This window comes from Rhizobium sp. LjRoot254 (assembly GCF_964254105.1).
In the GTDB taxonomy this organism is placed as follows: domain Bacteria; phylum Pseudomonadota; class Alphaproteobacteria; order Rhizobiales; family Rhizobiaceae; genus Rhizobium_E.
In genome coordinates this window covers 3,529,146-3,556,067 of record NZ_CAXUSM020000001.1, presented here as the reverse complement: position 1 = coordinate 3,556,067, position 26,922 = coordinate 3,529,146, and the positions used below count along the sequence as shown (strand labels likewise).

19 protein-coding genes and 1 tRNA gene are annotated in these 26,922 nt (G+C 60.0%); 15 read left to right on the top strand and 5 right to left on the bottom strand.

Annotated features, from left to right (window positions below):
• Positions 1-7 precede the first annotated feature (7 nt).
• From infA to ACSQ26_RS17535, 4 genes are all read left to right on the top strand, one after another.
• Positions 8-226, top strand: coding sequence for a translation initiation factor IF-1 (gene infA, locus ACSQ26_RS17550; protein ID WP_003545338.1), 219 nt, complete (start codon positions 8-10; stop codon positions 224-226).
• A 22-nt stretch (positions 227-248) separates the two neighbouring features.
• Positions 249-866, top strand: coding sequence for a Maf-like protein (locus ACSQ26_RS17545; protein ID WP_436011022.1), 618 nt, complete (start codon positions 249-251; stop codon positions 864-866).
• A gap of 3 nt (positions 867-869) precedes the next feature.
• Entirely contained in the window at positions 870-1,079 is a 210-nt protein-coding gene (gene yacG, locus ACSQ26_RS17540) for a DNA gyrase inhibitor YacG (RefSeq protein WP_436011020.1), read from the top strand.
• 143 nt (positions 1,080-1,222) lie between these two features.
• Positions 1,223-1,298, top strand: a tRNA-Phe gene (locus ACSQ26_RS17535).
• A gap of 73 nt (positions 1,299-1,371) precedes the next feature.
• On the opposite strand, the gene ACSQ26_RS17530 is transcribed toward ACSQ26_RS17535, so the two are convergent.
• The 5 genes from ACSQ26_RS17530 to ACSQ26_RS17510 all read right to left on the bottom strand — a co-directional run bounded on the left by ACSQ26_RS17530 (position 1,372) and on the right by ACSQ26_RS17510 (position 4,250).
• On the bottom strand, positions 1,372-2,466 hold the full coding sequence (locus tag ACSQ26_RS17530; protein ID WP_436011018.1) for a tyrosine-type recombinase/integrase: 1,095 nt from the start codon (positions 2,464-2,466) through the stop codon (positions 1,372-1,374).
• Positions 2,463-2,696, bottom strand: a complete 234-nt coding sequence (locus tag ACSQ26_RS17525; RefSeq protein ID WP_436011016.1) for a hypothetical protein — start codon at positions 2,694-2,696, stop codon at positions 2,463-2,465. The genes ACSQ26_RS17530 and ACSQ26_RS17525 overlap by 4 nt, the downstream gene beginning before the upstream one ends.
• On the bottom strand, positions 2,696-2,872 hold the full coding sequence (locus ACSQ26_RS17520) for a helix-turn-helix domain-containing protein (RefSeq protein ID WP_436011014.1): 177 nt from the start codon (positions 2,870-2,872) through the stop codon (positions 2,696-2,698). The genes ACSQ26_RS17525 and ACSQ26_RS17520 overlap by 1 nt, the downstream gene beginning before the upstream one ends.
• Positions 2,865-3,506 carry a MerR family transcriptional regulator gene (locus ACSQ26_RS17515; RefSeq protein WP_436011012.1) on the bottom strand — a complete coding sequence of 214 codons (642 nt, stop codon included), beginning with the start codon at positions 3,504-3,506 and terminating at the stop codon, positions 2,865-2,867. The genes ACSQ26_RS17520 and ACSQ26_RS17515 overlap by 8 nt, the downstream gene beginning before the upstream one ends.
• Positions 3,507-3,677: 171 nt before the next feature.
• A complete protein-coding gene (locus tag ACSQ26_RS17510; RefSeq protein ID WP_436011010.1) occupies positions 3,678-4,250 on the bottom strand; it encodes a class I SAM-dependent methyltransferase in 573 nt (190 codons plus the stop codon).
• Between the two features lie 453 nt (positions 4,251-4,703).
• On the opposite strand from ACSQ26_RS17510, the gene ACSQ26_RS17505 reads away from it, so the two are divergent.
• From ACSQ26_RS17505 to ACSQ26_RS17455, 11 genes are all read left to right on the top strand, one after another.
• Positions 4,704-6,050 (top strand): LLM class flavin-dependent oxidoreductase, encoded by a 1,347-nt coding sequence (locus ACSQ26_RS17505; protein WP_436011008.1) that lies wholly within the window; start codon positions 4,704-4,706, stop codon positions 6,048-6,050.
• 26 nt (positions 6,051-6,076) lie between these two features.
• On the top strand, positions 6,077-6,922 hold the full coding sequence (locus tag ACSQ26_RS17500; RefSeq protein WP_436011005.1) for an ABC transporter permease: 846 nt from the start codon (positions 6,077-6,079) through the stop codon (positions 6,920-6,922).
• Between the two features lie 50 nt (positions 6,923-6,972).
• Positions 6,973-7,968 (top strand): ABC transporter substrate-binding protein, encoded by a 996-nt coding sequence (locus tag ACSQ26_RS17495; RefSeq protein ID WP_436011003.1) that lies wholly within the window; start codon positions 6,973-6,975, stop codon positions 7,966-7,968.
• 11 nt (positions 7,969-7,979) lie between these two features.
• Positions 7,980-8,750, top strand: coding sequence for an ABC transporter ATP-binding protein (locus ACSQ26_RS17490; protein WP_436011001.1), 771 nt, complete (start codon positions 7,980-7,982; stop codon positions 8,748-8,750).
• Between the two features lie 24 nt (positions 8,751-8,774).
• Entirely contained in the window at positions 8,775-10,127 is a 1,353-nt protein-coding gene (locus tag ACSQ26_RS17485; RefSeq protein ID WP_436010999.1) for an LLM class flavin-dependent oxidoreductase, read from the top strand.
• 580 nt (positions 10,128-10,707) lie between these two features.
• Positions 10,708-11,661, top strand: a complete 954-nt coding sequence (locus ACSQ26_RS17480) for a reverse transcriptase domain-containing protein (RefSeq protein ID WP_436010997.1) — start codon at positions 10,708-10,710, stop codon at positions 11,659-11,661.
• Between the two features lie 1,704 nt (positions 11,662-13,365).
• Positions 13,366-15,324, top strand: a complete 1,959-nt coding sequence (locus ACSQ26_RS17475; RefSeq protein ID WP_436010995.1) for an ATP-dependent nuclease — start codon at positions 13,366-13,368, stop codon at positions 15,322-15,324.
• A 4-nt stretch (positions 15,325-15,328) separates the two neighbouring features.
• The gene (locus ACSQ26_RS17470) at positions 15,329-17,314 is read left to right on the top strand and encodes a UvrD-helicase domain-containing protein (RefSeq protein WP_436010993.1); all 1,986 of its coding nucleotides are present in this window, start codon (positions 15,329-15,331) and stop codon (positions 17,312-17,314) included.
• A 395-nt stretch (positions 17,315-17,709) separates the two neighbouring features.
• The gene (locus tag ACSQ26_RS17465) at positions 17,710-18,240 is read left to right on the top strand and encodes a gamma-glutamylcyclotransferase (protein ID WP_436010991.1); all 531 of its coding nucleotides are present in this window, start codon (positions 17,710-17,712) and stop codon (positions 18,238-18,240) included.
• Positions 18,241-18,330: 90 nt separating this feature from the next.
• On the top strand, positions 18,331-22,269 hold the full coding sequence (locus ACSQ26_RS17460) for a hypothetical protein (protein ID WP_436010989.1): 3,939 nt from the start codon (positions 18,331-18,333) through the stop codon (positions 22,267-22,269).
• Positions 22,270-22,390: 121 nt separating this feature from the next.
• Positions 22,391-26,635: an NACHT domain-containing protein gene (locus ACSQ26_RS17455; RefSeq protein ID WP_436010987.1), complete on the top strand. Its 4,245-nt coding sequence runs from the start codon at positions 22,391-22,393 to the stop codon at positions 26,633-26,635.
• The last annotated feature ends 287 nt before the right edge of the window (positions 26,636-26,922 follow it).

Below are 26,922 nucleotides of genomic sequence, written 5' to 3'. Positions count from 1 at the left end.
CCCAAATATGCCGAAAGAAGAAGTTCTGGAATTTCCGGGAATCGTTACCGAATTGCTGCCGAATGCCACATTCCGCGTGAAGCTCGAAAACGAGCATGAGATCATCGCCCATACGGCCGGCCGCATGCGCAAGAACCGCATCCGCGTTCTCGCAGGCGACAAGGTGCTGGTCGAGATGACGCCCTATGACCTGACCAAGGGCCGCATCACCTATCGTTTCAAGTGACATTTCATAGGGCAGGCGCCGGATGCTGAAATCAAGGCTGATACTGGCATCGGGCTCGCCACGCCGTCTCGACCTGCTCGCGCAGGCCGGCATTACCCCCGACAAGCTGTTGCCGATGGATCTCGACGAGACGCCGAAGCGCGCCGAGCATCCGCGCTCGCTCGCCCGGCGCCTCGCTCAGGAGAAGGCCGAAGCCGCGTTCCAGCATGTGCGGTCAGATCCTGCCTGGGCGGGGAGCTATATCCTGGCGGCCGACACCGTGGTTGCCGTCGGTCGGCGTATTCTCGGCAAGCCGGAATATGTCGAGGAGGCGTCCTCGGCGCTGCATCTGCTCTCCGGCCGCAGCCACTGGGTCTATACCGGCATCTGCCTCATCACGCCGCAGAGCACGACGCGCCTGAAGGTCGTCGAGACCAAGGTGCGTTTCAAGCGGCTGTCCACCATCGAACTCAAGAGCTATCTCGCCTCCGGCGATTGGCGCGGCAAGGCCGGCGGCTATGGCATCCAGGGCTTTGCCGGCACGTTCATACAAAAGCTTTCAGGCTCCTATACAGCCGTCGTCGGCCTGCCACTGTCTGAGACCGTGCAGCTTCTCAACGGCGAGGGCTACGAGTTCCACGACAAATGGCAAGAGGGCTGAGACTTGGCTTCCAACGTTGAACCGCTGCGCAAGGCCCGGCCGTGCCCGGAATGTAAACGGCCGTCGACGCGCGAAAACTATCCGTTCTGCTCCGATCGCTGCCGCAATCTCGATCTCTCGCGCTGGCTGACCGGCGCCTATGCCATCCCGGTCGTCGACGACGAGTCGAAGGCGGACGAAGAGGAAGAAGCCAAGCGCCACGACGGCGAATAATTTCAAGCTTTTACAAAGGCTTGGACGTTGTCAAAAAAATGTCGGATTGGGGCTTGCACCGAAAGGTCAAGATGCTATAACCCCGCTCGCTTCCGGGGTGCACCAACCCTCGGCAGTCTCGAAAGAGACAGCAACAAGCATTTGCCCGGGTAGCTCAGTTGGTAGAGCAGCGGATTGAAAATCCGCGTGTCACTGGTTCGATTCCGGTCCCGGGCACCACTGCAACTGTCTAATATCACTGATTTTTTCATAATCCGCATCCTGTCTTATAAAGGCGGGTTTGACACTTTTTCTAATCGGGTTTGACATTTCCCGTTTTCCGTTTGTTCAGTTCGTCTTCGAAGCTTGCAACGACGGCGCTCATTTTCCGGGTCCGATTGGCCCTCTTGGAATAGTGGCGGGCCATAGTCTCGGTCTCGTGGCCGAGCATGTCGGCAATCGTTCGATCGTCGTAACCCAGCTCAGCCAGGATCGAACCGACAGTGTGCCGCAGCCCCTTTAATGTCAGGCCGGGTTGGACAAGGCCTTGCTCAATCAGTTTTCCCTTGAGCTTGTGCCAATTCGTCGAAAATCCGTTATAGGTCCATGGTTTGCCCCGAGAGTTCGCGCACGCGGTGATTGCATCATGTTTCGGTGCCGCATTCATCACATCGACCAGCGGGGCAGGGAGCCTGATCCAGACCGGCACGCCCGTCTTGCCCCTCCTGGTATCGAGCATGCCGTTCTTAACAGCATTCTTGGGCAGCTTCACCGCGTCACTCGGGTCGAGCCCGCAATACATCATGAATGCCATCGGCATCCGCATATGGACCGGCAGCGCCGCTATGACGGCGTCACGCTCGGCGTCCTGCCATGGCCGGTTAGCCGCTAGCATGCTCTTCGGCCGTTTTATCGCTGGGATGTCCGCTGCAGGATTGGTTTTCACAAAGCCCCGGAGCTTTCCCCATTCGAAGATGATCGAGAGCACGGTTACAACGTAGTTGGCCCACTTCCGCCGCAAATTCTTGAATGCCTTATCCCTCAGCTTGACGACGCGTTCCGTCGTGAACCAGGTAAGGGCGGTCGTATCGATCGGCTGGAGATAGTCGAAGACCTTCTGGTAATCGGCCTGCGTCCGCCGTGCTTTGCCGATTTCAGCATCGATGAAATCGTCACTAGCCCGATATGCCTTAATCAACGCGCCGAGCGTCCCGGGCTTGGCCGCGGCCTTCTTATGGCGATCGACAATGCGTTGCGCTTCTGCATAGAATGCCATGGAATAGAGTGGGAACTTGTCCGCGTCGATCGTCTCTCCGGTCTTGCGATGGCGAACGCGCCATTTGAATGGCAGCTTCTTGTCCTGCCACACCTGAAAGCCGGGAGGGTTGCGATCCTCTTTCTTGCTCATGACAGCCTACCGAGTACATCATCATCGGGATCGCCCGACCCGGCCTTTACGAGATCTACGCGCGCATCGAGATCGTGGATGTCGTAGTTTCGAACTCCGGGAACGAGTTCGATCGGCGATATGCCGAGGCCGTGAAACCGCTTAACGGGAACGCCCAAATATTCGGCCGCCTCGCGTTCGCTGAGCAGCCGGCGAGGCATCGGCCTTATCCAAAGGGTGGCGTTGGACATCACTGCTTCTCCTTGGTCTTGTCGACCGACTCGCGGGGAATTTTCCAATGCGCGCCCTTGTCGCCGATGCCATAGGCGCCAGGTATCTGTTCGGCTTCAAGCTCTCGACGCACAGTCTTGTCGGAATAGCCAACGGCGGCTGCAAATTGCGTGACGGTAAGATCGGCGCTATTCATTGGCATTTTCTTCCGCTGCGCCGCTCTTCGTGCGGGACGCCCTCTGCCTGAGTTCCGCGATCCTCTTTTCAAGTACCGCCAGCAATTCCTCTTCTGAGTCTTCATCCATTTGACTGTGAAGAACGGCGGCTAGCGCGTGCGTAACTTCGAATACGATATAATCAGCCGGTATGATTAGATGAGCACCTTTGAGCCAGGGCCGTTCCTCAAGAGTTTTCGACGACAGTGCGACAGGATCTCTTTCCTCGGTGTACGAGGCACGCTTGATCTCTTCACCATCTCTCCAGACAGCTACATAATGGCGCAGCCAGCCTTGAAGCTTTTGCGGCTCTCCACGTTGCTCGGCTTCGTAGTCCCATTCCGCCAGAGCTGTATGTCGCGCAACGACCAGATCCGCGACTTCATTTGCCTGCGCGGGCGGCATGCTCGCGACCGCGATCAAATCACCCATGACACGAAGGCGAACAATGTCCGCGCCGGAAAACAACCAGCGACCTAGCCTGTGCTTCTGCCCGACTTTTACGACATCTCGCGAGATCCAGTTGCGCAAAGTCATTTCGGAAATCGTTGACACGGACGCAGCTTCCGAGAGGGTGAACCGATATAAGTCATCGTGAGCAATTTCATTAGGCATGATGCACCCTCTGTTTGTCACGTGACTAACATAGAGTCAAAAGAATTGCAATAGGGCACACGCTTCATGACCTGTCACGAGGAAACCGCGCCCTTTCGAGCGGGGCTAACAGCTTTCATCAAGTATATACAACCTTGTGGATTGCTTCTTTTGCCGCGCCTATCGGACGCGTCAAACTCGCCCCAAAAGCGGACTTCTCCCTCCCGGCCACGGCTCGTCCTGGGCCGGCTCACGCCAGTACGTTTCGACGTAACGCCGTGGCGCTTCAGCAGTGCCGTGTGCGGACGCATCCTCGCCCTCGCCCTCTCTAACCGAGGCGTGCAATTGGCCGCCGGTCCGGGTCGCCTCGGCGAGCCGTCCAAGCACCGTACCGAAATCCTCGCGTGCGACGTGAATCAGGCAGGCACAGGCCCAGATCCCGTCATAGGGCGCGCCGGAACGCGGCGGGTCGGCCAAATCGTCGGTCAGCGGGTCCAACAGGTCGGCGTCGAAGCCACGCTCGCGAAGCAGTTCGACGAAACCCCTCGAAATGTCGGTGCGCCGGACGCTAATCCCCCGCTTCTCAAGCTCAAGTGCATCTCGCCCGCCACCGCTTCCGATCTCCAGCACCCTGCCCGAGCCACCCAGTTCGATCACGAATGCATCGATCTCCGTCGCGACCCATTCTGGCATCGCTGCGGCCTCGACAGCGTACTCCGCCGCGACCGCATCATAAGACTGCACGGTCTCCCGATCGGTGTTCATCCTATCGCTCCTCCTTCAGCCGTTGTGACATCACGGGCAATTGGCTTCCCAACTTTAGCAGAAAAGCGATCAGAGACACCACCGACCGATGTCATTGCTGCCGCGCGGCAATGCGACCTCACGTCAGCCATAAGGCCAGTGCGCGTGCCCGAAAATCGACATCTACCAAGCTACGCTTCAACGGCGTAACTGCGCCATAAGCGCACCTGTGCCCGATCTCTTCATCGTCGTGCGTCAACTTCAGGCGTGCCCGATCAAAGCGAGGTCGCTGTCCATCAGCCTGGCCGTGGTAAGAAATTCCCGGTCTTCCGGCGTCGAAAGAAAAGTTATCGCTAAAATGCCTTCACTTTGCAAAAATAATAGTCTATCTATTTTATAGACTATATGCGATTGTGGTTTCGCTGTTTTGCTGCGGCATGCTGGCGAAGCCTGATTGACGAATGGAGAGGGTCGATGACGAGACAGATGAAGCTTGGCGCATTCCTGCCCGGTGGTGGACAGCACATCGCCTCCTGGCGTCATCCGGACCAACCGGTCGATGGTGCCACGAACTTCAAGTTCCATGTCGAACTGGCACAGACTGCCGAGCGCGGTCTGTTCGACGCCTACTTCCTGGCGGACGGCCTGGCGGTCGCCTTTGGCGGCGGGATCGAGGGCGGCAATGCACGGGTGGTCGGCTTCGAGCCCGTCACGCTTTTCTCGGCACTCGCCCCTTTCACCAAGAATCTCGGCTTCATCGCGACCTCGTCGACGACCTATGAGGAACCTTACTCAGTCGCCCGCAAATTTGCCTCGCTCGACCTGATCTCCGAAGGCCGGGCTGGGTGGAATGTCGTGACCACGGCAACCGAAGCCGCAGCGCGCAACTTCAATCGCGACCAGCAGTTGCCCCATGCGGCGCGTTATCGCCGCGCCGCCGAACATGTCGCCGTCGTCAAGAAACTCTGGGAGAGCTTCGAGGATGACGCCTTCCTCCGCGACCGCGAAAGCGGTGTTTATTTCGATGTCAAAAAGGTGCATCGCACCAACCACCGCGGCGAGCATTTCCAGGTCGAGGGCCCACTTAACGTTTCGCGCTCGCCGCAGGGCCATCCTGTGATCGTCCAGGCCGGACAATCCGACGATGGGCGCGACCTCGCGGCCGCCACAGCGGAAGTGATTTTCACTGCACATCAGAAGCTCGACACTGCCCAGGAATTCTACCGCGACATCAAGACCCGCGCCCGTGGCCATGGCCGCGATCCGTCGCATGTGCTGATCATGCCAGGCGTCTCTCCCTTCGTCGGCCGGACCGAGGCCGAGGCACGCGAGAAATACGAACGGCTGACGAGCCTGATCGTCGAGGAAGACGGTCTCGCGCTGATCAACGCACTGACCGGCGGCGAACTCGATCTCAAGGGCTTTGACCTCGATGGTCCCCTGCCACCAGTGACGCCGACGGAGGGAATGAAGAGCCGCCAGGAACTCATCCGCCGCATCGCCGACGAGAACAATTTCTCGATCCGCCAGCTCTACCAGTGGATCGCCTCTGCACGCGGCCATTTCACGATCATCGGTTCCGCCGTGCAGATCGCCGATACGCTGCAGGAATGGTTCGAGAATGAAGGCGCAGACGGCTTCAATATCCTGCCGCCATGGCTGCCCACCGGCCTCAACGATTTCGTCGATCTCGTGATCCCGGAATTGCAGCGCCGCGGCCTGTTCCGCACGGCTTATGAGGGCACGACGCTCCGCGAAAATCTCGGCCTGCCTTTCCCGCAGAACCGATGGAGCGCCGCCTACACCGAAGCCGCCGAATAATCGACACCAGAGAAGGGGGATTTCTCATGGCCATGGAGACCGAACAGCAAGTCATCCTGCCGAGCTACGGTGCCACGCCGTTCTGGCGGACCGGACCTGTGAAGGACGCGCTCACCCTGCTGCGCAATGTCATGTCGCGCTATGGACTGCTCATTGCCTTCGCCGTGCTGTGGCAGATCTCGCCCTCGCTCGGCTGGACCAATCCCGCGGTTCTGCCGCCACTGGATGCGATCTTCGTCGCACTTTGGAACGGGGTCACGACAGGTACCTTCGCCCATGATATCAGTATCAGCCTGCAACGCGCAGGCTTTGCCTTCAGCGCGGCTGTCGTCGTGGGCATCCCGCTCGGCCTGTTCATGGGGCAGATCCGCATCATCGAGCGCAGCCTCGATCCGGTCCTGCAACTCTTCCGGCAGACCTCGGCGCTCGCGCTCTATCCGGTCTTCATCCTGCTGCTCGGCCTCGGAGAGACATCGAAGATTTTCGTGATCTTCTGGGCGACGCTGTTCCCGATCCTGCTCGCGACGATCGGCGGCGTGAAGCAGGTTGACGCCAAGCTCATCGAAATGGCCCGCGTCTATGGCGCCGGGCGTCTCACGGTGTTCCGCCGCGTCGTGCTGCCGGCCTCCCTGCCGCAAATCTTCGTCGGCCTGCGCCTCAGCGCCACGACCTCGCTGCTGCTGCTCATCGCCGCCGAGATGATCGGTGCCAATTCCGGCGTCGGCTTCCAAGTGATGAATGCACAGTACAATTTCCAGATCCCGCTGATGTTTGCGGCGATCCTGCTGCTGGCGCTTCTCGGTCTGACGGCAAACTTCGTGCTTGAAACCTTGCAGGCCCGGCTTTGCCGCTGGTCGAAGGTCAAGGACTGACGGCCGACGCTGACTTCACAATTCAATCTATCCAACCAACGGAGCTTAAAATGCTGATTTCCCGTCGTACTTTCGGCCGCGCTGCTGTCGCCGCCGGCCTGCTACTCGCAGCCCCTGCCTTTGCCGCCGAGCCGGAGCAGGTCGAGATCCGCTATCTCGCCAGCCAAGGCGGCCTTGCCGCTCACGAACTCGCCGACGCGCTTGGCTACTTTAAGGGCACCGGCATCACGCTCAAGAATGTCGGCTATGCCCAGGGCGGCCCCGCCTCGCTCTTCGCGCTCGCGTCGGGTGACGTCGAGCTCGGCAGTGCCGCGACGGCCGCAGTGCTGAACTCAATCGCCGGTGGCAATGATTTCGTTGCAGCCTATGCCGGGAACGGCATCAACAAGTCGACCGAGAGCATCTTCTATACGCTCGAAGGCAGCCCGATCAAATCCATCAAGGACCTCGCCGGCAAGACGATTGCCGTCAACACGCTGGGCGCCCATCTCGACTACACGGTGCGCGAGGCGCTCCATTCAGTCGGTCTGCCTGAAAATGCCGCCAAACTGGTGGTCGTTCCCGGCCCGCAGCTCGAACAGGTCCTGCGCTCCAAGCAGGTCGATATTGCCGCATTCGGTTACTGGCAGAAGACTTTTGAAGGTGCCGCTCTGAAGAATGGCCCGCTGCAGAAGATCTTTGGCGATACCGACGTGCTCGGCGAGATCGCCGGCGGCTTCGTCGTGTTGCGCCGCGACTGGATCAAGGAACATCCGGCAGCAGCCAAGGCTTTCGTCGAAAAGTCGCAAGAGGCGTTGGAATATGCGCGTCTACATCCCGAAGAAACCAAGGCCGTGCTCGCCAAGGCGCTCGCCGAACGCAACGAAAACCCTGATATTGCGCAGTATTTCACCGGCTACGGCGTGCGTGAAGGTGGCAAGGCCGTGCCGCGTGACCTGCAGTTCTGGATCGACATCCTCGCCCGCAGTGGCGTGCTGAAGCCCGGCCAGTTGAAGGCTGAGGATATCCTCTACGATCCCGCCAACTTCACAGTGGCCGGCAACTAAGGAGCGGACCGATGGCTGTCGCTGAAATGACCACCCGAGGAGAGGTCACGATCAGGAACCTCTCCAAGTCCTACTCGATGAACGGCCGCCATCTCAATGTGCTCCAGGGGGTCAGCAACCACGTTCGATCAGGCGAGATCCTCGCAATCGTCGGCGCCTCCGGCTCCGGCAAGACCACCCTGCTCAGGGTGCTTGCCGGGCTCGAGGATGCCGATCGTGGCGACGTCCTGATCGATGGCCGGCCCGTTCATGGTGTCGGCACTGATCGCGCCGTGATCTTCCAGGAGCCGCGGCTCCTGCCCTGGCTCACCGTGCTGGACAATGTCGCCTTCCCACTGGAAAACCGCGGGCTCGGCAAGGCCGAGGCGCGCAATCGCGCCCGGCACTATGTCCAGCTCGTCGGCCTAGGTGACTTTGCCGAAGCCCTGCCGTCGCAGCTTTCGGGCGGCATGGCCCAGCGCGTCGGCATCGCCCGCGCGCTCGCCGTCAAGCCGGAGATCCTGCTGCTCGACGAGCCCTTCGGCGCGCTTGACGCCATGACCAAGATCACGATGCAGGAAGAACTTTCCCGCATCTGGCGCGAGGAAAAGGTGACGATGATCCTCGTCACCCATGATCTTGAAGAGGCGGTCTATCTCGCCGATCGGGTGCTTATCCTTGCCAAGGAAAAGGGTGGACGCACCCGCGAGATCGATATCGATCTGCCGCGTCCGCGCAACCGCAGCGAAGCGCGCTTCGTCAAGTTGCGCGAACAGTTGCTGAATGAATTTGGGCTGCACTGAGCAGTCGACGAGAAGGAGATTGAAATGGCCAAACGTAACGGTCAAATGAGCCTTGGTGCCTTCCTCCTGTTCACAGGCCATCATCTCGCTGCGTGGCGCCATCCGGCTGCATCCGACAGCACGGGGTTGTCAGATTTTGCCCGCTTCGCGCGGATTGCCGAGGAAGCCAAGTTCGACGCGGTGTTCCTCGCTGATGGCGTGAGCGTGCGTGGGCAGAATGCCGATGCGGCGAGCCGCAAGGCGCATTCGGGTTTCTATCCATTCGAACCAATCACCCTGCTCTCGGCGCTTGCCACGGTGACGAGCCGGATCGGGCTGGTCGCGACAGCATCATCGAGCTTTTCGGATCCCTACAATCTCGCCCGGCAATTCGCCTCGCTCGACCATCTATCGGACGGGCGCGCCGGCTGGAACCTCGTCACCTCGGCTGATCCCGGCGCGGCGTACAATTTCAGCCGCGACGTCATCATCGCGCATGCCGACCGCTACAAGCGGGCCGAGGAATTCGTGGATGTCGTGACCGGTCTTTGGGATACGAGCGATGACGACGCCTTCCTGCGCAACAGGGAGGCCGGCGCCTATTTCGATGCGGATAAGGTGCGTGCGCTCCATTATCGCGGCGCCTTCTTCCAGGTCCGCGGGCCGCTCAATATTCCGCGTCCGCCGCAGGGCCATCCGGTGGTGGTGCAGGCAGGTTCGTCCGAGCCTGGCAAGGAGCTTGCCGCTCGCACTGCCGAGGTGATCTTCACTGCCCAGCAGACGCTCGAAGGTTCCGTTGCCTTCTATGCCGACCTCAAGGGCCGGCTCGCCAGATATGGCCGCTCGGTCGACGACGTGAAGATCCTGCCCGGCGTCTCCGCGATCGTGGGCAGAACACGCCAGGAGGCGGACGAAAAGTTCGAGCAACTGCAGGCCCTGCTGGAGCCGTCGGTCGGCCTCGATATGCTGGCCGATCTCGCCGGCGTCGATGAAGTCCGGTCACTCCCCGTCGATGCCCTCATCTCGGAACTGCCGGAGACCGAGGGCGGCAAGAGCCGCCGCGCGCTCTTCCTTGAGCTTGCAGCCCGCGAAAACTTGACGCTTCGCCAGCTCTACCAGCGCGTGGCGGGCGCTCGTGGCCACTGGCAGGTCGTCGGTACGGCTGAGGATATCGCCGACCAGCTCGAAGAGCGCTTCGTTAGTTACGGCGCCGACGGCTTCAATATCATGCCGCCGGTCCTGCCCTGGGGCCTCACGGATTTCGTCGAATTCGTCGTGCCGGAGCTTCGCCGCCGCAGGCTGTTCCGCACCGAGTATCAAGGATCGACGCTACGCGAGCATCTAGGGCTTCGACGGCCATCACCCAGGAAGCCGGACCGCGTCGAGGCGGCGGAGTAATTCCGGGAGAGGCGGAGCGCTGTTACCTCAGGATGAGCGACCGAGATTGAATTGAAGCTTGAGATGGATGACGCGACAATCCAAGAGTTGCTTGCCAGCGACGTCCTCCTCGGTGTGCCGGCTTCGCGCCTTCTTTTCGGTCATTCAGCCTGCTTTAACATTTCCTGCAAGCTGCCGGTTGCCTTGTCGGGCCGGATGTCCGACGTGGCGTGGAGGAGGAAGTCCGGTAGCCTATTCGCAAGTATTTTTTGAACGGCGTGGTTGCATATCTTGCAACTGTCAAAAGCCGTTCCCAAATATTTGTTCGACTTTGGCAATAGGCTGCAGCTCGCGCGGTCCTACGATCATCTGACGATCTTACGGTCATACGGGATCTACGGGATTTTCGAGATTACTGATCTCTCAGTTGACAGCTCCATGGTGAATCATGGGTTGCAGTTTGCCAAGTCTAGCAATGGAGGTACCGCCATGATGAAAATTCATAAGCGCCTACGCCTTGCTGGTGCAATCCTTGGGGTCACACTTCTCGTAATCGAGAATGCCAATGCCCTCATTGATCTGCTCAGCAAGGTCGTCAACTATGCCGCATCTCTTCGAAAACTACCAGTATATGTATTGGAAGAACGGCAAGCCGATCTTCGCGCCCAATGAGTTCAGCCGCAAGCTCGGCGCCGAACTCTGCAAGAAGGTTCTGAAGGCCGATCCCCTCGATCCCTTCGTCTACCATTTCAAGGACGGCTCCCACGTCGCGGCGCTCCATCTGCACCGCACCAACAAGTATTTCTGCAAGATCGACCTCGAAAAGTTCTTCTACAGCATCAACCGTAACCGGGTGAAACGGGTGTTGAAAGAGATCGGTATTCCCAAGCCGGAGTACTTCGCCCGCTGGTCAACGGTGAAGAATCCGTTCCCTGTCGGCGGTTATGCCGTGCCTTACGGCTTCGTCCAGTCGCCGTTGATCGCCACCGTCGTGCTGGCGCACTCCCAGATCGGCAATTTCCTCCGCAACCTCGACAAGTCCATTACGGCCTCGGTCTATATGGATGACATATGCTTGTCCGGCCCGGACCAGGCTGCGCTCCAACTCGCCTTGGAAGGGCTGATACAGGCGGTGGGTGAAGCGGGGCTCAAGCTCAATGATGGCAAAACCGTCCTGCCTTCTGACCAGATCGACATCTTCAACTGCAGCATGGAGCAGGGGAACACCGAAGTCCTGCAAATCCGCGTGGACAAGTTCCACCAGAAGCCGCGCACCGGCAACGGGCTGGCCTCGTTCGCCGCCTACTGCGATATCGTGAAATCCCATACATGGCGGGTCGGCGCGAAACGGAAGCTCAAGAAGCGGGCGTGGTATCTGAAGCGCAAGGCCGGTGCCAAGCGTCCGCCGAAGAAGGCGCCTAAGGGTAGCGGCCTCCGATGCGCTCTTGCGCTCTGGACATGCGTCGCACGTACTCGTCGTACCGCTCATCGAAATCCGGATACCATGGCAGCACATCGCCCATATCCAGTGGGAACGGCCGCTTCTCTCCCGTGAGTTTCAGGTTCCGCGCCATCTCAATGATGCCGTCACCAAGGTTCGCAGGCTGGGCAGCGGCGGTGAGGGTTTGCAGGAAGGTATCCTCGTTCGTCTCGCAAAGGACGTCGTTCAACTCCTGCACCGACATGAACACAATAGTCCGCATGTCCTCCTCGGTGATATCCGGATCGGATGCGGCGCAAAGCTCTCGCGCCCGTCTCATGGTGGCATCACGCAATCCGGCTTCAAGCTGCATCCAGCCGTCCATGGTGAGAACCACGCCGCGCGTGTCGGCGCTTATGGCGTACTCCGTGTAGATGCCTCTCCGCGCATGTGAGAACAACCGCCAGAGCTGGAACACGCCCTTGGCCATTTGTTGAAATCCGTCCGCCGCAGCGACGATGGGATTCTCAGCAAATTGCGCCTCGAACGTCAGCTTCGTCGCCTTGCATTCGAAAACCACCGCCAGCTCTTGTCCATCCCTGACCAGGATATCCGGCGTCTCGAACCCGTGCCGCTTCGTTCCATAGCTGCCAGTGCCCAGGGCCACAAAGCGCGGGCAATACGATCTGATGAGGAGCCTCACATATTCTTCGAACCTGGCGTTCGCCTCGATGATGAGGCGGCGTGGCCCCTTGCGGATGTCGTAGAACAGGCCGGCAGTGGCACGACCCATTACCAGAGGTGGAAGGGGCGCGATGATCCCGCCTCCACGGTTGTTCGTGGATATCATCGGACGTTCGCGCAAGACGCTGGGCTGATATGCCGTCCTCAACGGCTGCCCGAGCCGGTCAACGGCACCCCGCTTCAATTCCACCGCGCGCCGCCGCGCATCAGTGAGATCGAGACTGTGCAGCTCGACCGTCTTCACCATGTGGGCTGGGTTGAACCCCTGCGTCGCCACGTCGGGGATATTCATCCATGCGTAGGTCTGCATCATCCCGAAAAGGATGAAGCTCATCATCATGAAGTCCGCGACCGTGAGGCCGTGCGTCTCCTGAAAGAAATCGCCGCATTCTCCCTGCCCATAGACATAGGCGAACCGGTACAGGTTCTCCCTATTGTAGCCCCGCTGCCACGAGAATTGCCGCTGGCCGATGCGGTAGAGCTCTTCGAATATCCGCTCCGGCATCGATGTGAACGCGTACTCGGCTCCCTCGACCTTGCGCAGGTAGGCGATGGCTGAACCCATCGATCCGAAATGAGTGAGGTTGGTGAAATGGTACTTGCCTTCTCGCTCCCGATCCTTCGGCGTCGTGAGTAGGAGAGTGGTTATCGTCTCCAACTCCCATTTGTAGATCGAGTTGGGCTCGTCCGGCGACTTGGTGACAGCGGCACGAGGGAAGTCGATATAGCGGGCTGCTGCACGCTCGTTGCCAGACTGTAGCGAATAGACACACCAGATCAGCTTCAGGCAGTCGATATCGTTGGCGCGGGATAGCCAGCGCATCAGTCGACTGCGGTTTAGGTTCAACGTGGCTCGATTCGGTGGCAGCATCGCTGAAGACTATCAGAGCTAGTTGCCAAGTTTCGAGCCTACGGCATCGTTATTCCGAGAGTAATGAAATTGCCGTCGAGGAAAGTGCCGTGGGGCGCCCTTCGGTTGGGCTGGCCGAGCCTCACCTCGAATAGCACCATTCTATGCGCGACAGAGCGAATTTGGTCCAGAACTTGCCGACCTGCTATAGTGCAAGACGTTCAGGAATCATTTGAGGCATTCACTTGTATATCTCCGAGATCCATGCCGCTGGCTTTCGTTGCTTCGCGCCTGGCGCGCCTTTGCAATTGAAACTCTCGCCCGGCCTCAATATGCTCGTGGGACCGAACGACGCCGGAAAGAGTGCCATTGTTGACGCCGCGCGCTACGTCCTATGGACGCGTGGCGACGACTATATCCGCCCGGACGAGCACGATTTCCACGTCGACGGCGATGGCGCACGGGGTTGCGACTTCATCGTTCGCTGCACCTTCGACGATCTCAGCGCGGATGAAGAGGCTCGGTTCCTCGAATGGTGCACCAACGAAAAGGGAAAGCTCCGTCTCCACGTCTGTATGCGGGGCGCTCGGCGCGTTTCTCCTGGTGGTGGCAGCATCATCTCCAGCCAGCACCGCGCTGGCGCCGAAGGCGAAGGCCTGCCGCTCGACGGGGAACTGCGTGAGTATCTGAAGGCTACCTATCTCAAGCCTCTGCGAGACGCCGAGCGCGAAATGCGAGCAGGGCGCCGGTCGCGCCTGTCGCGAATCCTCGGCGCGATGCCCACGATGGGGCCGCAAAGCAAACCTGCCGCGCAGGGCGGCGATGCAACGCTCCATGACACGCTCATGGCGGCTGATGCGGCCGTCCGAAACAACGCCGCGGTTGGCGGCGTCGCCAGCAGCGTCAACACGGATTTCCTCGAAAAGCTTTCGTTCGTGGATGATCGCCTTGTCGCGACGCTGGACCTCGGCGCTGGCGGTTCGTTCGATCAGACTCTTGAGCGGTTCGAACTCTACCTCAATGCCAAGGCAGGCACCGAACGCGTCCAGCGCGGCCTGGGTTACAACAACCTTCTATTCATGGCGGCCGAACTGTTGCTGCTCCAGTCCCATCCCGATCAGGTGCCATTTCTGTTGATCGAGGAGCCCGAGGCACATCTACATCCGCAACACCAGACGCTCTTCATGGAAGTGCTCGCGGCCCGTGTTGCCAAGCCGGACCCCGACAAGGGCGAGACCCATCAGCAGGTCCAGGTGCTACTCACCACCCATAGCCCTCAGCTCGCGGCCGGTGCCGAGCTTGAGACAATGACGATGATCGTCGGCCACCGCGCCTTTCCGCTGGGCGCGGACCATACCCGGCTCGAAGTGGATGATTATGAGTTCCTTCGTCGGTTCCTAGACGCGACCAAGGCCAACCTGTTCTTCGCCCGCGCGCTGATTGTGGTCGAGGGCGACGGTGAGCACCTGTTGCTGCCGGCAATCGCCGAGAAGCTCGACTGTCCGCTCAGCCGTCACGGCGTGTCGATCGTCAATGTCGGCCACCGCGGTCTGTTTCGCTACAGCCGGATTCTGCAGCGTAAGGCCGGGAACGCGATCCCGGTGCCCGTGGCGCTGATCCCCGACAGGGACATCCCGCCTCCCGAAGCGAAAGGCCTTGTCGGCGATCGCAAGACCGAGAACGAGTTGACCCAGAACGAGATCGCGGCGCGGCTGAAGACGCTGCGACGAGATGTCGGCGATCCCGTCGAAGCTTTCATCGCCGATAGCTGGACACTTGAGTTCGATCTCGCGCTCCGGCCCGAGCTTGCCGAGAGCGTTCACCAGGCGGTCCAACTCGCCAAGACCAGCAGTCGCAAGCCCGAGTGGCTAGCGAAGATCGTGGAGAAGGCCAGTGAAACCTACGCGAGATGGAAAGAGGCTGGACACTCTGCGACCGAGATCGCCGTCAAGATCTACCAGCCAGTCCATGACAAGGAAGCCTCCAAGGCCGAGGTCGCCGAGCAACTCGCTGCCATACTGCGCAAGCGCACGGATACGCCGGAGCAGATGCGCGATTGGCTTCCTCCTTATCTGGTGCGCGCGATCGACTACGTGACGGGCGGCTATGTTCCCGGCGCGCCGGCGACTGCTCCTGAGCCGGATGCCGAAGGCGAGGAGATCGGGGTCGCCGGGATGGACGGCGCGGCGGCGGCAGAGGGATGACTTCATGTTTGAGATTCTGCCGCTCACTCCCGAACTGCTTGTCGAACTTGGCGACGAGCTGGGCGGCTATGATTTCACCGATCCCAGCCAGATCGACTTCTTGGCGAAGACAACCCCATGTGACGTCCAGGCGGCGCCCGGCAATGGTAAGACGACGCTGCTGGCGGCGAAGCTCGCGCTGCTTTCGCGAAACTGGGTGACCCGCAGACGAGGCGTCTGCGTGATTTCGCATACCAATGCCGCACGTACGGAGGTAGAAGACCTGATCGCCCGCCATCCGACCGCAGCGCGGCTCATGGCCTATCCCCACTTTACCGGCACGGTCACGGCTTTCATCAACCAGTACCTTGCCTTGCCGTACCTCCGAGGTTTGGGCTGGAGCGTGCGCCAGATTGACAACGACGCCTTCGCGGCCGAGGCGCTGCGACGTTATCCAAGTTGGGGCGTACTCGACGGTCTGGCCAAGAATCCGAAACTCAAGCTGAAGCGACGCCTCGAAGATTGGATAGTTCACCTGGATCTCGACCCTGCCTTCACTGACGACGCGATATCCCCGTCGTCGTTGGCAGTGCGCCGGCGTAAAGGACAGCACGGCGCCGATACGGCTTGCGGTAAGGCGTTGTCTCAGCTCAAGGCCTCGATGGTCAAGAGTGGGCTCTATCGCTACGCCGACATGACCGCGCTCGCGTGGCGCGCTCTCCATGAAAGCCCGGCTCTTGCCGCGCGGCTTCGTGATCGCTTCCCGCTGATCATTCTTGACGAGGCGCAGGACACCCACGGCGAACAGCTCCGGCTGCTGGAGCACGTCTTCAAGCAGGACGGGACGGCGTTCCAACGCCTCGGGGACAGTAATCAAACGCTCTACGAGGACGATGGAGCAGCCCCGGCCTATTGGACGCCGGGTCTCGGCTGCATCCCTCTCGATACGAGCCGCAGGTTCGGCGGGGAGATCGCCGGTTTTGCAAGCCGACTGACTGCACGCCAGGCTCAGACGATTGTAGGCTTGGGCATACGACCTGCGTCGCGGGTGATGTTCCTGTTCGACGAGGGTACGATCGGCGGGGTTCTCGGAGCCTTCGCCGAAGAAGCGCGCGCGTTGTGGGGCGACGATTGCAGCACGCGGGACGTATGGGCGGTCGCATCGCGTCACAATCTGCCCGGCAAGAAAGGGGCGTGGCAGCCGAAAAGTCTCGTCGACTATCATCCGGCATATCGCAGCGAAGGTGGTTCTCGCGGGAAGGCCAACCTCCTTTGCAGGCAGCTTCAGAAGGCTGCGGTACACCATGCCGCAACACGCCCTCCCGCCGAGGTCGGTGAGATGCTCGCGGTCGGCATTTCTGGTTTGGCGCGCGCCCATGGGTGGAGAGGGGCGAATGATCGTCCGATTGTCGCGCACAATGTGTGGACGGCACTATCGCATCGCGATACCGCGTTACCGCGGGCTGTGCGCCGATTACTGCGGGATCATGTGCTTGTCGGCGACGCGGCGTGGGACCAGGCGGCATGGTCGGTGTTGATGGAAAAGTTGTTGCCGCTCTTCAGTCCACATCCTCACGGCGCTGAGGCGGAAATCGCGGACTTTTGCGGTTTTGTCGCAGAATTAAAGGCCAGTCCCGCCGACCCTGAACGCCGCTCCACGAAACAGGCGCAGTTCGACGAGCTCACATTGCGGCTGGGATCGATCCACTCGGTCAAGGGAAAGAGTGTCGACGGAATTCTTGTAGTCGAGAGTGAGGTATGGAAAGGCAGCGGAGCAGACGAGCAGTGCATCGATCTGACCACGGTCCTTCCCCGTGCCTTTGGCGTTACTGACCAGCCATTTACGGGCGTAGGACTAACCGCCGCGACGAACGTCTTCGTTGGTGTGACCAGGCCGCGCCAGTTGCTTGGCCTCGGGCTGCGGAAATCACACTCGGCTGCAGTCGCAGCGGCAGCGCATGCGCAGGGATGGAAGGTCGTCGACCTGACCACAAAGGTTTCGCAAGGTTGACGGCAATCGCGAGATGTTGGCTTGCCAATTCACTTAGGCCAAGTGCGAATGCGGTGCTTACTCCCGATTTTCAAGGGCTGGATATTCCGCCTCTTTCGGTTCAACCGTTGGGGCAGGAATCAATACGGACGCGCCGGGTAGGGCCAGTCCGCTTACGGCCCCAGAACGGCCGGGCGGTTTTGCGCCCTAATTCCGGACATTCAGGTGATCGCGGCGGTGCTCAAAAGCGGACATCCGATCAGCTCTTGCAGCGGCTCGATCAGCGTGGGAAACCAATAGGACGCCCAACGAGCAGCCAAGATTACTTTCACCCTTCTACGATTCTTTTCAACGCTCTGCGTCTGGACGATTGGTTGTGTGAGGTTCTATTTCGCACTGAGGATGGAGGAAAAAGAATGTGGGTTTTCGGGTACGGGTCACTTATGTGGGACAACTGGCAAAGAACGCACGGCGGCACGGATGGGGTGTTGGCAGGGCTAAAAGGTTATCAACGATTTTTCAATAAGGCGTCGAAAGTGAATTGGGGGAGCGATGCCACGCCTGGCCCTACCTTAAACTTGGTCGAAAAAGCTGACGGGGCTTGCGTAGGCTATGCGTTTGAGTTTGATGATTTGAAACAGGCTGAAGTGTTTGCTCACCTGGAACGGCGCGAAGGGAAGAACTTTCCACTAAGAAAGATGAGAATCCAACTGAGCGACGGTCGCAACGTTGAGGCGCATCTACCAGTATACGTGGGGAGAAACGTCATCACAGGAAAAACTCTCGACGAACTGGTTGCAATGGCGATGGCGGCCGTTGGGAGAGATGGCAAGGCTTCGGACTACGTGCTCAACATTGCCGGCAAGCTTAACGCCGTTGGTGTTGAGGATGCTACGGTCATCGCGTTCGCGGCCGCTATCAGGAATGCTCAGTCGCCCGATGGTTAGCTTGGCGCTGGAGAGATTGCCACTCGCGATCGACTCACCGGGGCGCGGTGAGTAGCAAGGCACGGCGAGTTTGCGCTAGGGATCGGATACTTGGAGAAGAAGGCTAAAGATAACAAGCGGGGACGCGCCCCAAAGCCGTCGGTAAAGCCGTCCAGGGCTGCGTCTAGGGCCGGCTCCAACGCAGGCCGCGGCTTTCGCTACCAAGACGCCATATCCGCTTGGTTGTCGGTAGAAATATGGGCGGGCCAGCGAGCGCCCGCCATCGTGATCCCAGAAGGTGGTGACGACATCGAGCTGCGTGGCGAAGCAACGAGCTTTGTCCAGGTCAAGAGCCGACGGGAACACCTTGGGGACTATACAGAAGGCGAGACGGTCGGACACATTGAAGACCTGTGGAACCGGTCGCTTGGCTCCTCACCGCGGCCGCAGCAACTGGAACTCGTTCTTGAGCGGGAGGCGACGGGCCTCAGTCCCCTCGACGACCACCCCGCAGTCCGCTCAATCGAAGGTCCGATCAGCACCAGACTTTCAAAGTTCGGTGGGGCCTCTGATCTTCTCCCGAGAACATCGCTCACCGTTGTGACCTCACCGCAGGAATGGGCGATCAGCCTGATCGTAGATCGGTTGAACTGCGCCCCGATTGCGGCCCAGATGTGCTTTGCCGAAGTGCTTGTTCGCGTGGGCTCTTTGGCAGACGCCAATGGCCGGTTGGCGCCGGAGAATTATCGTGGCGTTTCGATCTCTGACACTGAAACGGCAATCCGAGATGTCTTGGCCGCTATCGATGTTGACGCGATCGAACGCGCCCTGATGGATGGCGTCTGTGAGCCGGTCGATTTCCTCACACCTCTCAACGATCCGAACTTCTATCTTGGGGTTGATGTGGAACCCGGTCACATCGCGGCAGGTTTGGTGGCTGAACGCCCCCGAAGCAGATCGGCGTTGGTGCAAGGTATTGAACAACGCCGGGCCGCGTTGATCGTCGGACCGTCAGGGGCAGGAAAATCCGCTTTAATGTGGGAGGCCGCCAACGCGTTGCGCCATACGGTGCGGTGGTTTCGTATCCGTCGTCTGAGCGCGGCGGATATTCCATCTCTGCGCCAGTTGGTCCGGACGTTTCGCGCTTCAGGAGACAGTCCCCTGGGTTTTGTCATGGATGACGTCGGCCGGAATGGGCCGGAAAGCTGGGGCGGCTTGCTCAAAGAAGCGATGTCTGTGCCCGGCGTCGTCCTGCTCGGCTCGGTCCGGGAAGAAGATGTCACGCTGATTGCCGAGCGTGCGCGTGCAGCCGAAATACGTGCCGATCCTGATGATGAACTCGCAGAACGACTCTGGCGAGAACTGCGCGAAGCTGAAAAGACGAACTGGGCAGGCTGGTACGAGCCGTGGAAGTTGAGCGATGGCCTTCTTCTCGAATATGTCCATATCCTGACGCGCGGACAGAGGATGCACGAACTCCTCGCCGACCAGGTTGCGGCCAGGGTTTCAGATCCGATGCGTTCCCTCGAACTTGATATTTTGCGATCCGGTGCCTGGGCAGGCGTAGCGAGTGCCGAAGTCGATGCATCACGATTGGCGCGCGCGCTCTCGGTCAGTGAGGCCGATCTGTCACGCGCCTTACAGCGCCTCATCAAGGAACATCTGGTCCGCTCACCTGCTCCGGGCGCGGTCACCGGTCTACACCAGCTTCGATCGGAAGAATTGCTGCAGCTCACACACCAGACGACATTGCCGACCCTCGAAACGAGTTTCGCACGGACGATCGCAAGTGTGCCCGCCACCGATCTCGGGCCCTTGGTCGCGGACACGCTATCTGCGCGGCGCTTACCTGTTTCGGCGGTGCTCAATGGCTTAATTGCCCGCTTGGAGGGCGAACAAGATGCGCGGGCGTTGGCTTCAGCGCTTCGGGGTCTGGGTTCGGGCCGCGTGTCTTCGGGCGTCGACGAATGGCTGGACACGCCTGAAGCGCGTGCGCTGCCGCGAACGCAAGTCGGAAGCGCCGCAATGTTCGGGATCGCGGGTATTGATCTGAGTAGTCTCAGCACCATCCCGGAGGTCCAAGCCGCGGCGAATCGACTTTCGCAGATCAAAGGTTCGCCGGAAGATGACCCTCGCCGTCTGTTGATGGAGCGTATGTCACCCTCTGCCTTGTCTGCTCTAATCGAGACAGCGGACCTCACGAGCCTTGATGAGATTCTCTCGGCCTTGGTCGGAATGCCTTTACCAGCCACGGTAAGGACCAGCCTCGTGCATGCTCCAGAAGAGCTGTTGAACGCCGATCTAAATCTTGTGGCGTCGGTGATGGGGACACTCTCCGCTCTGGATCGTGACATCGCCAGTCACTGGGTCGTCGAGGTCGGCCAAGAGGCGTTGTTCGCACGGGTTCAGGCAGAGACGGCTTGGGCCGGCCCCGTAACAATCAAAAGCGCCGATGATGGAGTGATCGTCCGTTGCGATCTTTGGTACGTTGCGGGCTCCGTACAGGAAAATCCGCATGAAGCAGTTGTGAGTTTGTGCGAGTTAATCTTAGCCCTGTGTCCGTCGGCGGACATTGCGGTGGCCAACGCCATTACGGCAAGCGGCGAGTTGGCTGGCCTTCCCCAGCTGCCGCTCGCAACAAAGCGGATTCCCCGAGAAAATCTTCCCCCACCTTCAGTTCCTCAGTGGAATCGGCGGTGGGGTGATCTGATTTCCCGCCGCGTCGCCGCTCCGAGCTATAGCGACTATCTTGCCAGAGGCGTGGCAATTCTCGATGCCCTTGTGCCGACGTTGGAGAAGGTCTTCGACGCGCATTTTCGAGGAAAGGATGCACTCGGCAATCTCGCCGACAGACTGAATGCGCTTAATGCTGAAACTGAAGCGCTGACACCCCCCGCTGTTTCGTCATTGGAAGCGTCGGGTGCGGGAAGTGGAGAAGCCAGTACCGGCGTGACCAAATTTCAAAACCTGCTGCACAGCGCAAGCGTCAATCTTGTCAAGAGGTTCGCGATACTGCCCGACCGAGCTGGCGCATACATTGCCTGGCTGAGCGATCTCATCGCCGATGTCGACACTGCAATTGCCGAAGAGCCTTGGCAGCTCATCGCCGACGGTCCTCCGCCAATGCTTGCCCGTCTCAAGACGCTATTGGAGACGTTGCGACTTCTGGCCGGAGAAGCCCATGAAAGGAAGCAAGCGCCAGCGGTAACTTGGGCGGCACGAGGCAAAGGTGCGCGAGTAGGCAGCTCCGTTCGGCTCGTATCCCTCTCTGCCACAGCTGCCGGGAAAACACGACTAGCTCAGCGAAAGGCAGAAATTGAGCGCCTGGCAGTGGAAACCGGGGTCGCCGCACAATTCCATCTTCGCGTTAATGCCAAGGGTATTTTACCGTGGCCGCCAGCAGATGTTCTCGCGTTGTTACCCGCGCCCGACATTGCAGATGCGGCGGTCACGCTCGCTGAACAAGCCGAACTCGTGCGGTCGTTGGTGGACTCATCTATCCACCTGACGATCATGCCTAACATTGAGGGTGTCGCGTTCCCGGCGCTCGCAAAGTCTGGTTACCACACCCTCCTTCCTGACGTGGAAGGCGCTGCCTTCTGGGCTGAACAACTCGGATTGCCACAAGCGCCATCTGCTATGGCAAGTATGTTTGGGGAGGTGCTGAACCTTGCCGGCGAACTTGGAGCAATGGATCAAAAATGCCTTGGCAATGAGACTCGTCCCGAAGAAGAGATTGTTGCCCGTCGGAGCTTGGAGGCCGCCTTCACAAGAAAGTACGAGGAATTGAACCGGCGGCTCAATGCTTTTGACCAAGCCCTGCAATCGGATGTGTCCGAATTGATCGAGCATCTGCGAACTGGGGACGTTGACTTCGCCGCTGAAGCGCAGGCTGCGATTGGCGGGGCTTCAAGCAATATCGCCGAGGCGGCGGGATATGTGTCTCTGCTTTTGATGTCAGCCGAGATCGGCGAAATGTCCATCGACGGGCAAACTATCAAACGTGTTCACGCGACCGAGTCCGAGCAGATCGTCGATGACCAGGAGTAACAATAGGGACGACTTCACTCAGGCAACCAAGAATCGCCTTGCGAAGCAAGCACGGTATCATTGTAGCAATCCTAGTTGCAGGAAGCTGACGTCAGCGCCGACCAGCGATGGCTCAAAGGAAATGAATATTGGAGTTGCCGCTCATATCTGCGCTGCAGCCCCCGGAGTTGGCGCACGCCGCTATCGCGCCGATATGACGCCCGACCAACGGAAATCGCATGAGAACGGGATTTGGCTTTGCCAAGACTGTGCAAAGGCAATTGATTCAGATGATCCCATTTTCACCGAGGCATTTCTGCACTCTTGGAAGCAGAAGCACTCTGAGGACATGTGGCGCAGCATTGTCGACAAGCTTCCCTTCGGCCCGACCATGCCGCCGACGGTTGCGGAGATCAGTGCACGCTTTCAAAAAGCTGCCGCTGCAGATTTGGCCGTCTTTCGTCGAACACCCAAATGGCCGGGAACAAACGTGGCGCTCACGCTGACATTAAAGGTGAAGCATGTGGACGAGGCGCTTAGTACGCGCGCGCTTGCCAACGCGGTGACCACACTGGATGACCTCATCCTTGTCGCGGCACCCGGAATGGGGAAGACGACAACTCTCTTTCAGGTCGCCGACGGTCTGTTGGAAATCGGCAATGGCACGCCGCTTATCGTGCCGTTGGGAGATTGGGCCACCGAAGGCGACGCGTTGCTCGTATCCATCCTGAAACGCCCTGCGTTCAACGGAATTTCCGAGCAGGATTTCCGCGCCGTCGCGACGAACCCCGGCGTCGTGCTGCTTCTTGACGGCTGGAACGAACTGGATCCCGCCGCACGCGAACGCGCGCGCGTGCAAATCACGGCCCTCAAGACTGAATTGCCGGAGCTTGGTCTTGTCGTTTCCACGCGCAGGCAGGCTCTCGACATTCCTTTCGGTGGGACGCGGGTCGATTTGCTGCCGCTTGACGACGAGCAGCAAATGGAGATTGCGCGCGCCATGCGCGGGGAGGATGGCGCACAGCTCGTCGATCAAGCCTGGCGGACAGCGGGCGTCCGGGATCTTGTGACCATCCCCCTCTATCTCACGGCACTGCTGTTGCTGCCAGAGGGCGCGCCTTTTCCGACCACAAAGGAAGAAGTGCTACGGCGCTTCGTTGCCGCGCACGAGCAGGAAGCCCGCCGTGCGGCGGCGCTTCATGCCGTGGCCCTCGGCTTCCAGCAGGACTATTTGGATGACCTCGCCGTGTTCGCCACGAGAACGGCCAACACGGCGATCACGGACAGCAACGCGCGCAAATCGGTTGCCGAGACCGCGCGGGTCCTGATGACAGATGGGCAGATCACCATCACCACACAACCCGACACGCTGCTCGACACGCTTGTCAGCAATCACGTTCTGACGCGCTCCGGCGACACGCCGGGCTATTCGTTCCAGCACCAGCAATTTCAAGAATGGTACGCCTCGCACTACGTCGAACGACTAATGCTACAGGCTGCCAACGACCCGGCAGAACGCGAGAAACTGAAGGCCGACGTGCTCGACCAGCGCCCGTGGGAAGAAGCAATCCTGTTCGCTGTCGAACGGAGCGCGCGCGGCGACGCCGCACATAAGGCCGCATGCAGCGCCGCCATCCGCGCAGCATTTGACGTCGATCCTGTCTTCGCGGGCGAGATGATCTTCCGCGCCACCGAGGAGGTATGGGCACCGATCGGCACCGAAATGCGGGATCTTGCTGAGCAGTGGCACGCGCCAGGCAAGGTGGATCGCGCCGTGCGTTTCATGATCGCGTCCGGCAGGCTCGAATTCGCCGATCTTCTTTGGCCGCTTATTTCGCACGCAAACACCCAAGTGCATCTGCCCGCCCTCCGGGCGGCGAAGCGATTTCGCCCATCCGTGCTTGGAAACGACGCGCCCGCGCGCATCGCAGCACTGCCACCGGAAATCCGCAAGAACGTACTGCATGAAATCGCATTGCATGGCGGGATCGACGGCCTCGATCTCGCGACCGCAATCGCGAAGACTGACAGCGATCCGGACGTGAAGGCGACAGTGGTCGATGCGCTCTCATTTCGCCGGGCGGATCGCCACGTCGCCGACTTGCTCGCTGACGCGGGCGACGCGACCTACGACATTCTCGCCGAAAAGGGTCACCTCGACGACATTGCAGTCGATGCCGTCCAGCAGGAACTCCGGCGAGCGGGCGAACGGCGCAAGGTTGCTGGCATTTCGCACTTTCAGCGCCTGCGCACGCTCGTTCACGCGCCGGTCGGAGATGACCACGATACCGACGTTACTGAGATTGTTGCCGAAATGGAGATCGACCGGAAACGCGATGGCGAAATGCACTTGTTGTATGAAGCGCGTAAGCGATATCCAGAGGCTCTCGCTAACGGGCTGCTGCGCCGCGTGCGGGAGCACCGCGAACTCTTCTACGGCGCCGACGATATTCTTGCGGCCGCCGGGTTTGCCCTTGAGGGCGACGCACTGCTCGGGATCGCCCTCGAAGAAACAAGCCGCCACGACGACCGCGCCAAGGCCGCCGCTTCAGTGCTGGGACCAAACGCTGTTGGCCGGCTGATCGACGCGTATCTTGCCGCTGGGGAAGTCTTGCGAGACGCCAGCGGGAAATACGATCAGGCAGCGGGTGATCGCTATCACGATCTGCGCACCCGTATCGGCCACACGCCGGGCGCAAGTTTGGTGGCCGCCGTTCAGGCGCGGGCGATAAGCGCTGACAATGAGGAAATCGTCCAGCTGGCCGAGCTGTTTTCTCGCGAGACTTACCGCGACGATGAGAGGGCGCGCCCCTTCAATGAGGAAGGCTTGGCCGCAATAGGAACGCTGGCGCGCGAATGGGCCGAGCGCATGCTCGTGACTGGAGATGTGGAACGACGGCAAGTCGCTACTGTTGCAACGATGATGAGCCATGCTCCATCTGTTTTGCACCTTCCTCTCTTAAGGAGAATGCTTGACCAGAATTTGCGTCGCTATCGGGCCTTCCGCGAGAAAGCGATCGCGAGCGGCTGGAAAGATCGCGACGCTGTGCAAGAAGCTCAATGGCCACAAATGCAAGAATATCAACGCGCATTCTTGGCGATCAATGCGCCTGAGACTGCCGCGCTGATGGGAGAATACCTGACCGATGAACATTTTGGCGAGCTGGCGGCACGAGTGCTGCTCGTCCAGTGGACCAAGGCGAACGAACCCGAAAACGACAAGAAGTTCCACAGCGGTGTAGATTTTTCGCGCGTGCAAGCCCGCCGTGCGGCTCGCGCGGCCGATCCTACCGCGACCTCGGCCGAGGCGGAGGCAATCTTCGGCGCAATCGAGACCTTAGTTGTCGAAGGTTCGACGGATGCGCAGGTGAAGTTGGCGGTTGCGCTCGGCATTGTTGGAATACGGATCCCGCACGGCCAGCGTGACGCGATGATTCATAAGCTCGTTTCCCTCGCACCAAGGCAGTCCCGCGCAGCCTTGTTGTTGTCGCTGGTCCTCTCTGGCGAGGACATTGACATCAAGCTTGTGGCCGACGGCATAGCTGAGACCTTCGAGGCGGCCAAGAAGGAGACTTGGATTCTGATACAGAGCGACGCGTATCAGCTACGCGATTGGTTACGCCTTTTGCCGTTTGCCGCGCCTGTCTCCGATCTGCCCGCCATCGTGCGCGGCATGCCGGACGCGCAGCGCTATCCACGAATGCTTGAAGAGCTGGTCGGGGGACTCAGCAGTTCGTCCTCGGACGACGCAGAAGGCGTGGCTTTCACGCTCGCAGAAGAAGACCCGCGTCTCTACCAGAACGACCAATGGCGCGCGACTGCGTTGGGATTCCGCACCGTTTCCGCCGCGCGTCGTCTTGTTGACTTGACCTTCAGCGGCGCGCTCGATGGCAAGTCTTACGACGGGTGGCGTTGGCAAGGCGAATTGGGTGGCTTGATTTCGAAGTTCTCCGAGATCCGCGCCTATGTCTACGACCTCCTGAACGATGGGCCGACGACGAAACAGCTTGCCTTGCTAGCTGGCGCAGTCGCCGAAGATCCTGACACAGAGGGCATACTGTTGCTGATCGATTTCGAGATGAAAACCAGACGCTCGTTTATAACGTGGCGGTCGATCCAAAGCGCTGTCACGGAACATGTCCCGGCCGAAAATTGGGAGGGCGCCTATGATATCGTGCCCGTCGCGGCGACTGAGCTGCGCCGAAAGCTTCTGGCGATGACGGGCCGCGGTGGCGAGGATGATCCCGCTGCCCGGTGTCTCAATCTCATCGACAAGCTCCGGGACGAGCACGGTGCGCCAGAATCTGAACCACGCCATCCAGATCTTGCGTCACGGCGCCCGTGGCCGATCTTGACGCCCGACCCCGACGCAGAAGATGGGGGCTGATCGGCAGGCGCAAGGTCCGGACGAAGTGCAGCCCGGATGCGAGCGGGTGTCTGCTTTTCTGGCTCTCCCAACGCAAAGCCGCCGGTCGATTCACGGCCCCAAAGTGGTCACTGGCGCGACCAAGATGAGTGACTGGATTAGGGCCGACGACTGACGGGCAGCTTTCGGTCGCCAAAATTGAACAGCGGACATTTAGGCTCGGCTCGCGCTAGCCCGCCCAATTTCACGGGGTGCGGTTGCAGCGGGCGCTGTCTACCGCTCGGGGCATTGGGCCTGCAGGTACCAAC

Bases quoted from the DNA above. Each gene is read 5' to 3' on its own strand.
- ACSQ26_RS17480 (WP_436010997.1), top strand. From the start codon at position 10,708: ATGCCGCATCTCTTCGAAAACTACCAGTATATGTATTGGAAGAACGGC.
- ACSQ26_RS17530 (WP_436011018.1), bottom strand. From the start codon at position 2,466: ATGAGCAAGAAAGAGGATCGCAACCCTCCCGGCTTTCAGGTGTGGCAG.
- ACSQ26_RS17455 (WP_436010987.1), top strand. From the start codon at position 22,391: ATGAATATTGGAGTTGCCGCTCATATCTGCGCTGCAGCCCCCGGAGTT.
- ACSQ26_RS17465 (WP_436010991.1), top strand. From the start codon at position 17,710: ATGTGGGTTTTCGGGTACGGGTCACTTATGTGGGACAACTGGCAAAGA.
- ACSQ26_RS17470 (WP_436010993.1), top strand. From the start codon at position 15,329: ATGTTTGAGATTCTGCCGCTCACTCCCGAACTGCTTGTCGAACTTGGC.
- ACSQ26_RS17545 (WP_436011022.1), top strand. From the start codon at position 249: ATGCTGAAATCAAGGCTGATACTGGCATCGGGCTCGCCACGCCGTCTC.
- ACSQ26_RS17520 (WP_436011014.1), bottom strand. From the start codon at position 2,872: ATGAATAGCGCCGATCTTACCGTCACGCAATTTGCAGCCGCCGTTGGC.
- ACSQ26_RS17490 (WP_436011001.1), top strand. From the start codon at position 7,980: ATGGCTGTCGCTGAAATGACCACCCGAGGAGAGGTCACGATCAGGAAC.
- ACSQ26_RS17485 (WP_436010999.1), top strand. From the start codon at position 8,775: ATGGCCAAACGTAACGGTCAAATGAGCCTTGGTGCCTTCCTCCTGTTC.
- infA (WP_003545338.1), top strand. From the start codon at position 8: ATGCCGAAAGAAGAAGTTCTGGAATTTCCGGGAATCGTTACCGAATTG.
- ACSQ26_RS17505 (WP_436011008.1), top strand. From the start codon at position 4,704: ATGACGAGACAGATGAAGCTTGGCGCATTCCTGCCCGGTGGTGGACAG.
- ACSQ26_RS17525 (WP_436011016.1), bottom strand. From the start codon at position 2,696: ATGTCCAACGCCACCCTTTGGATAAGGCCGATGCCTCGCCGGCTGCTC.
- ACSQ26_RS17495 (WP_436011003.1), top strand. From the start codon at position 6,973: ATGCTGATTTCCCGTCGTACTTTCGGCCGCGCTGCTGTCGCCGCCGGC.
- ACSQ26_RS17500 (WP_436011005.1), top strand. From the start codon at position 6,077: ATGGCCATGGAGACCGAACAGCAAGTCATCCTGCCGAGCTACGGTGCC.
- ACSQ26_RS17515 (WP_436011012.1), bottom strand. From the start codon at position 3,506: ATGCCTAATGAAATTGCTCACGATGACTTATATCGGTTCACCCTCTCG.
- ACSQ26_RS17510 (WP_436011010.1), bottom strand. From the start codon at position 4,250: ATGAACACCGATCGGGAGACCGTGCAGTCTTATGATGCGGTCGCGGCG.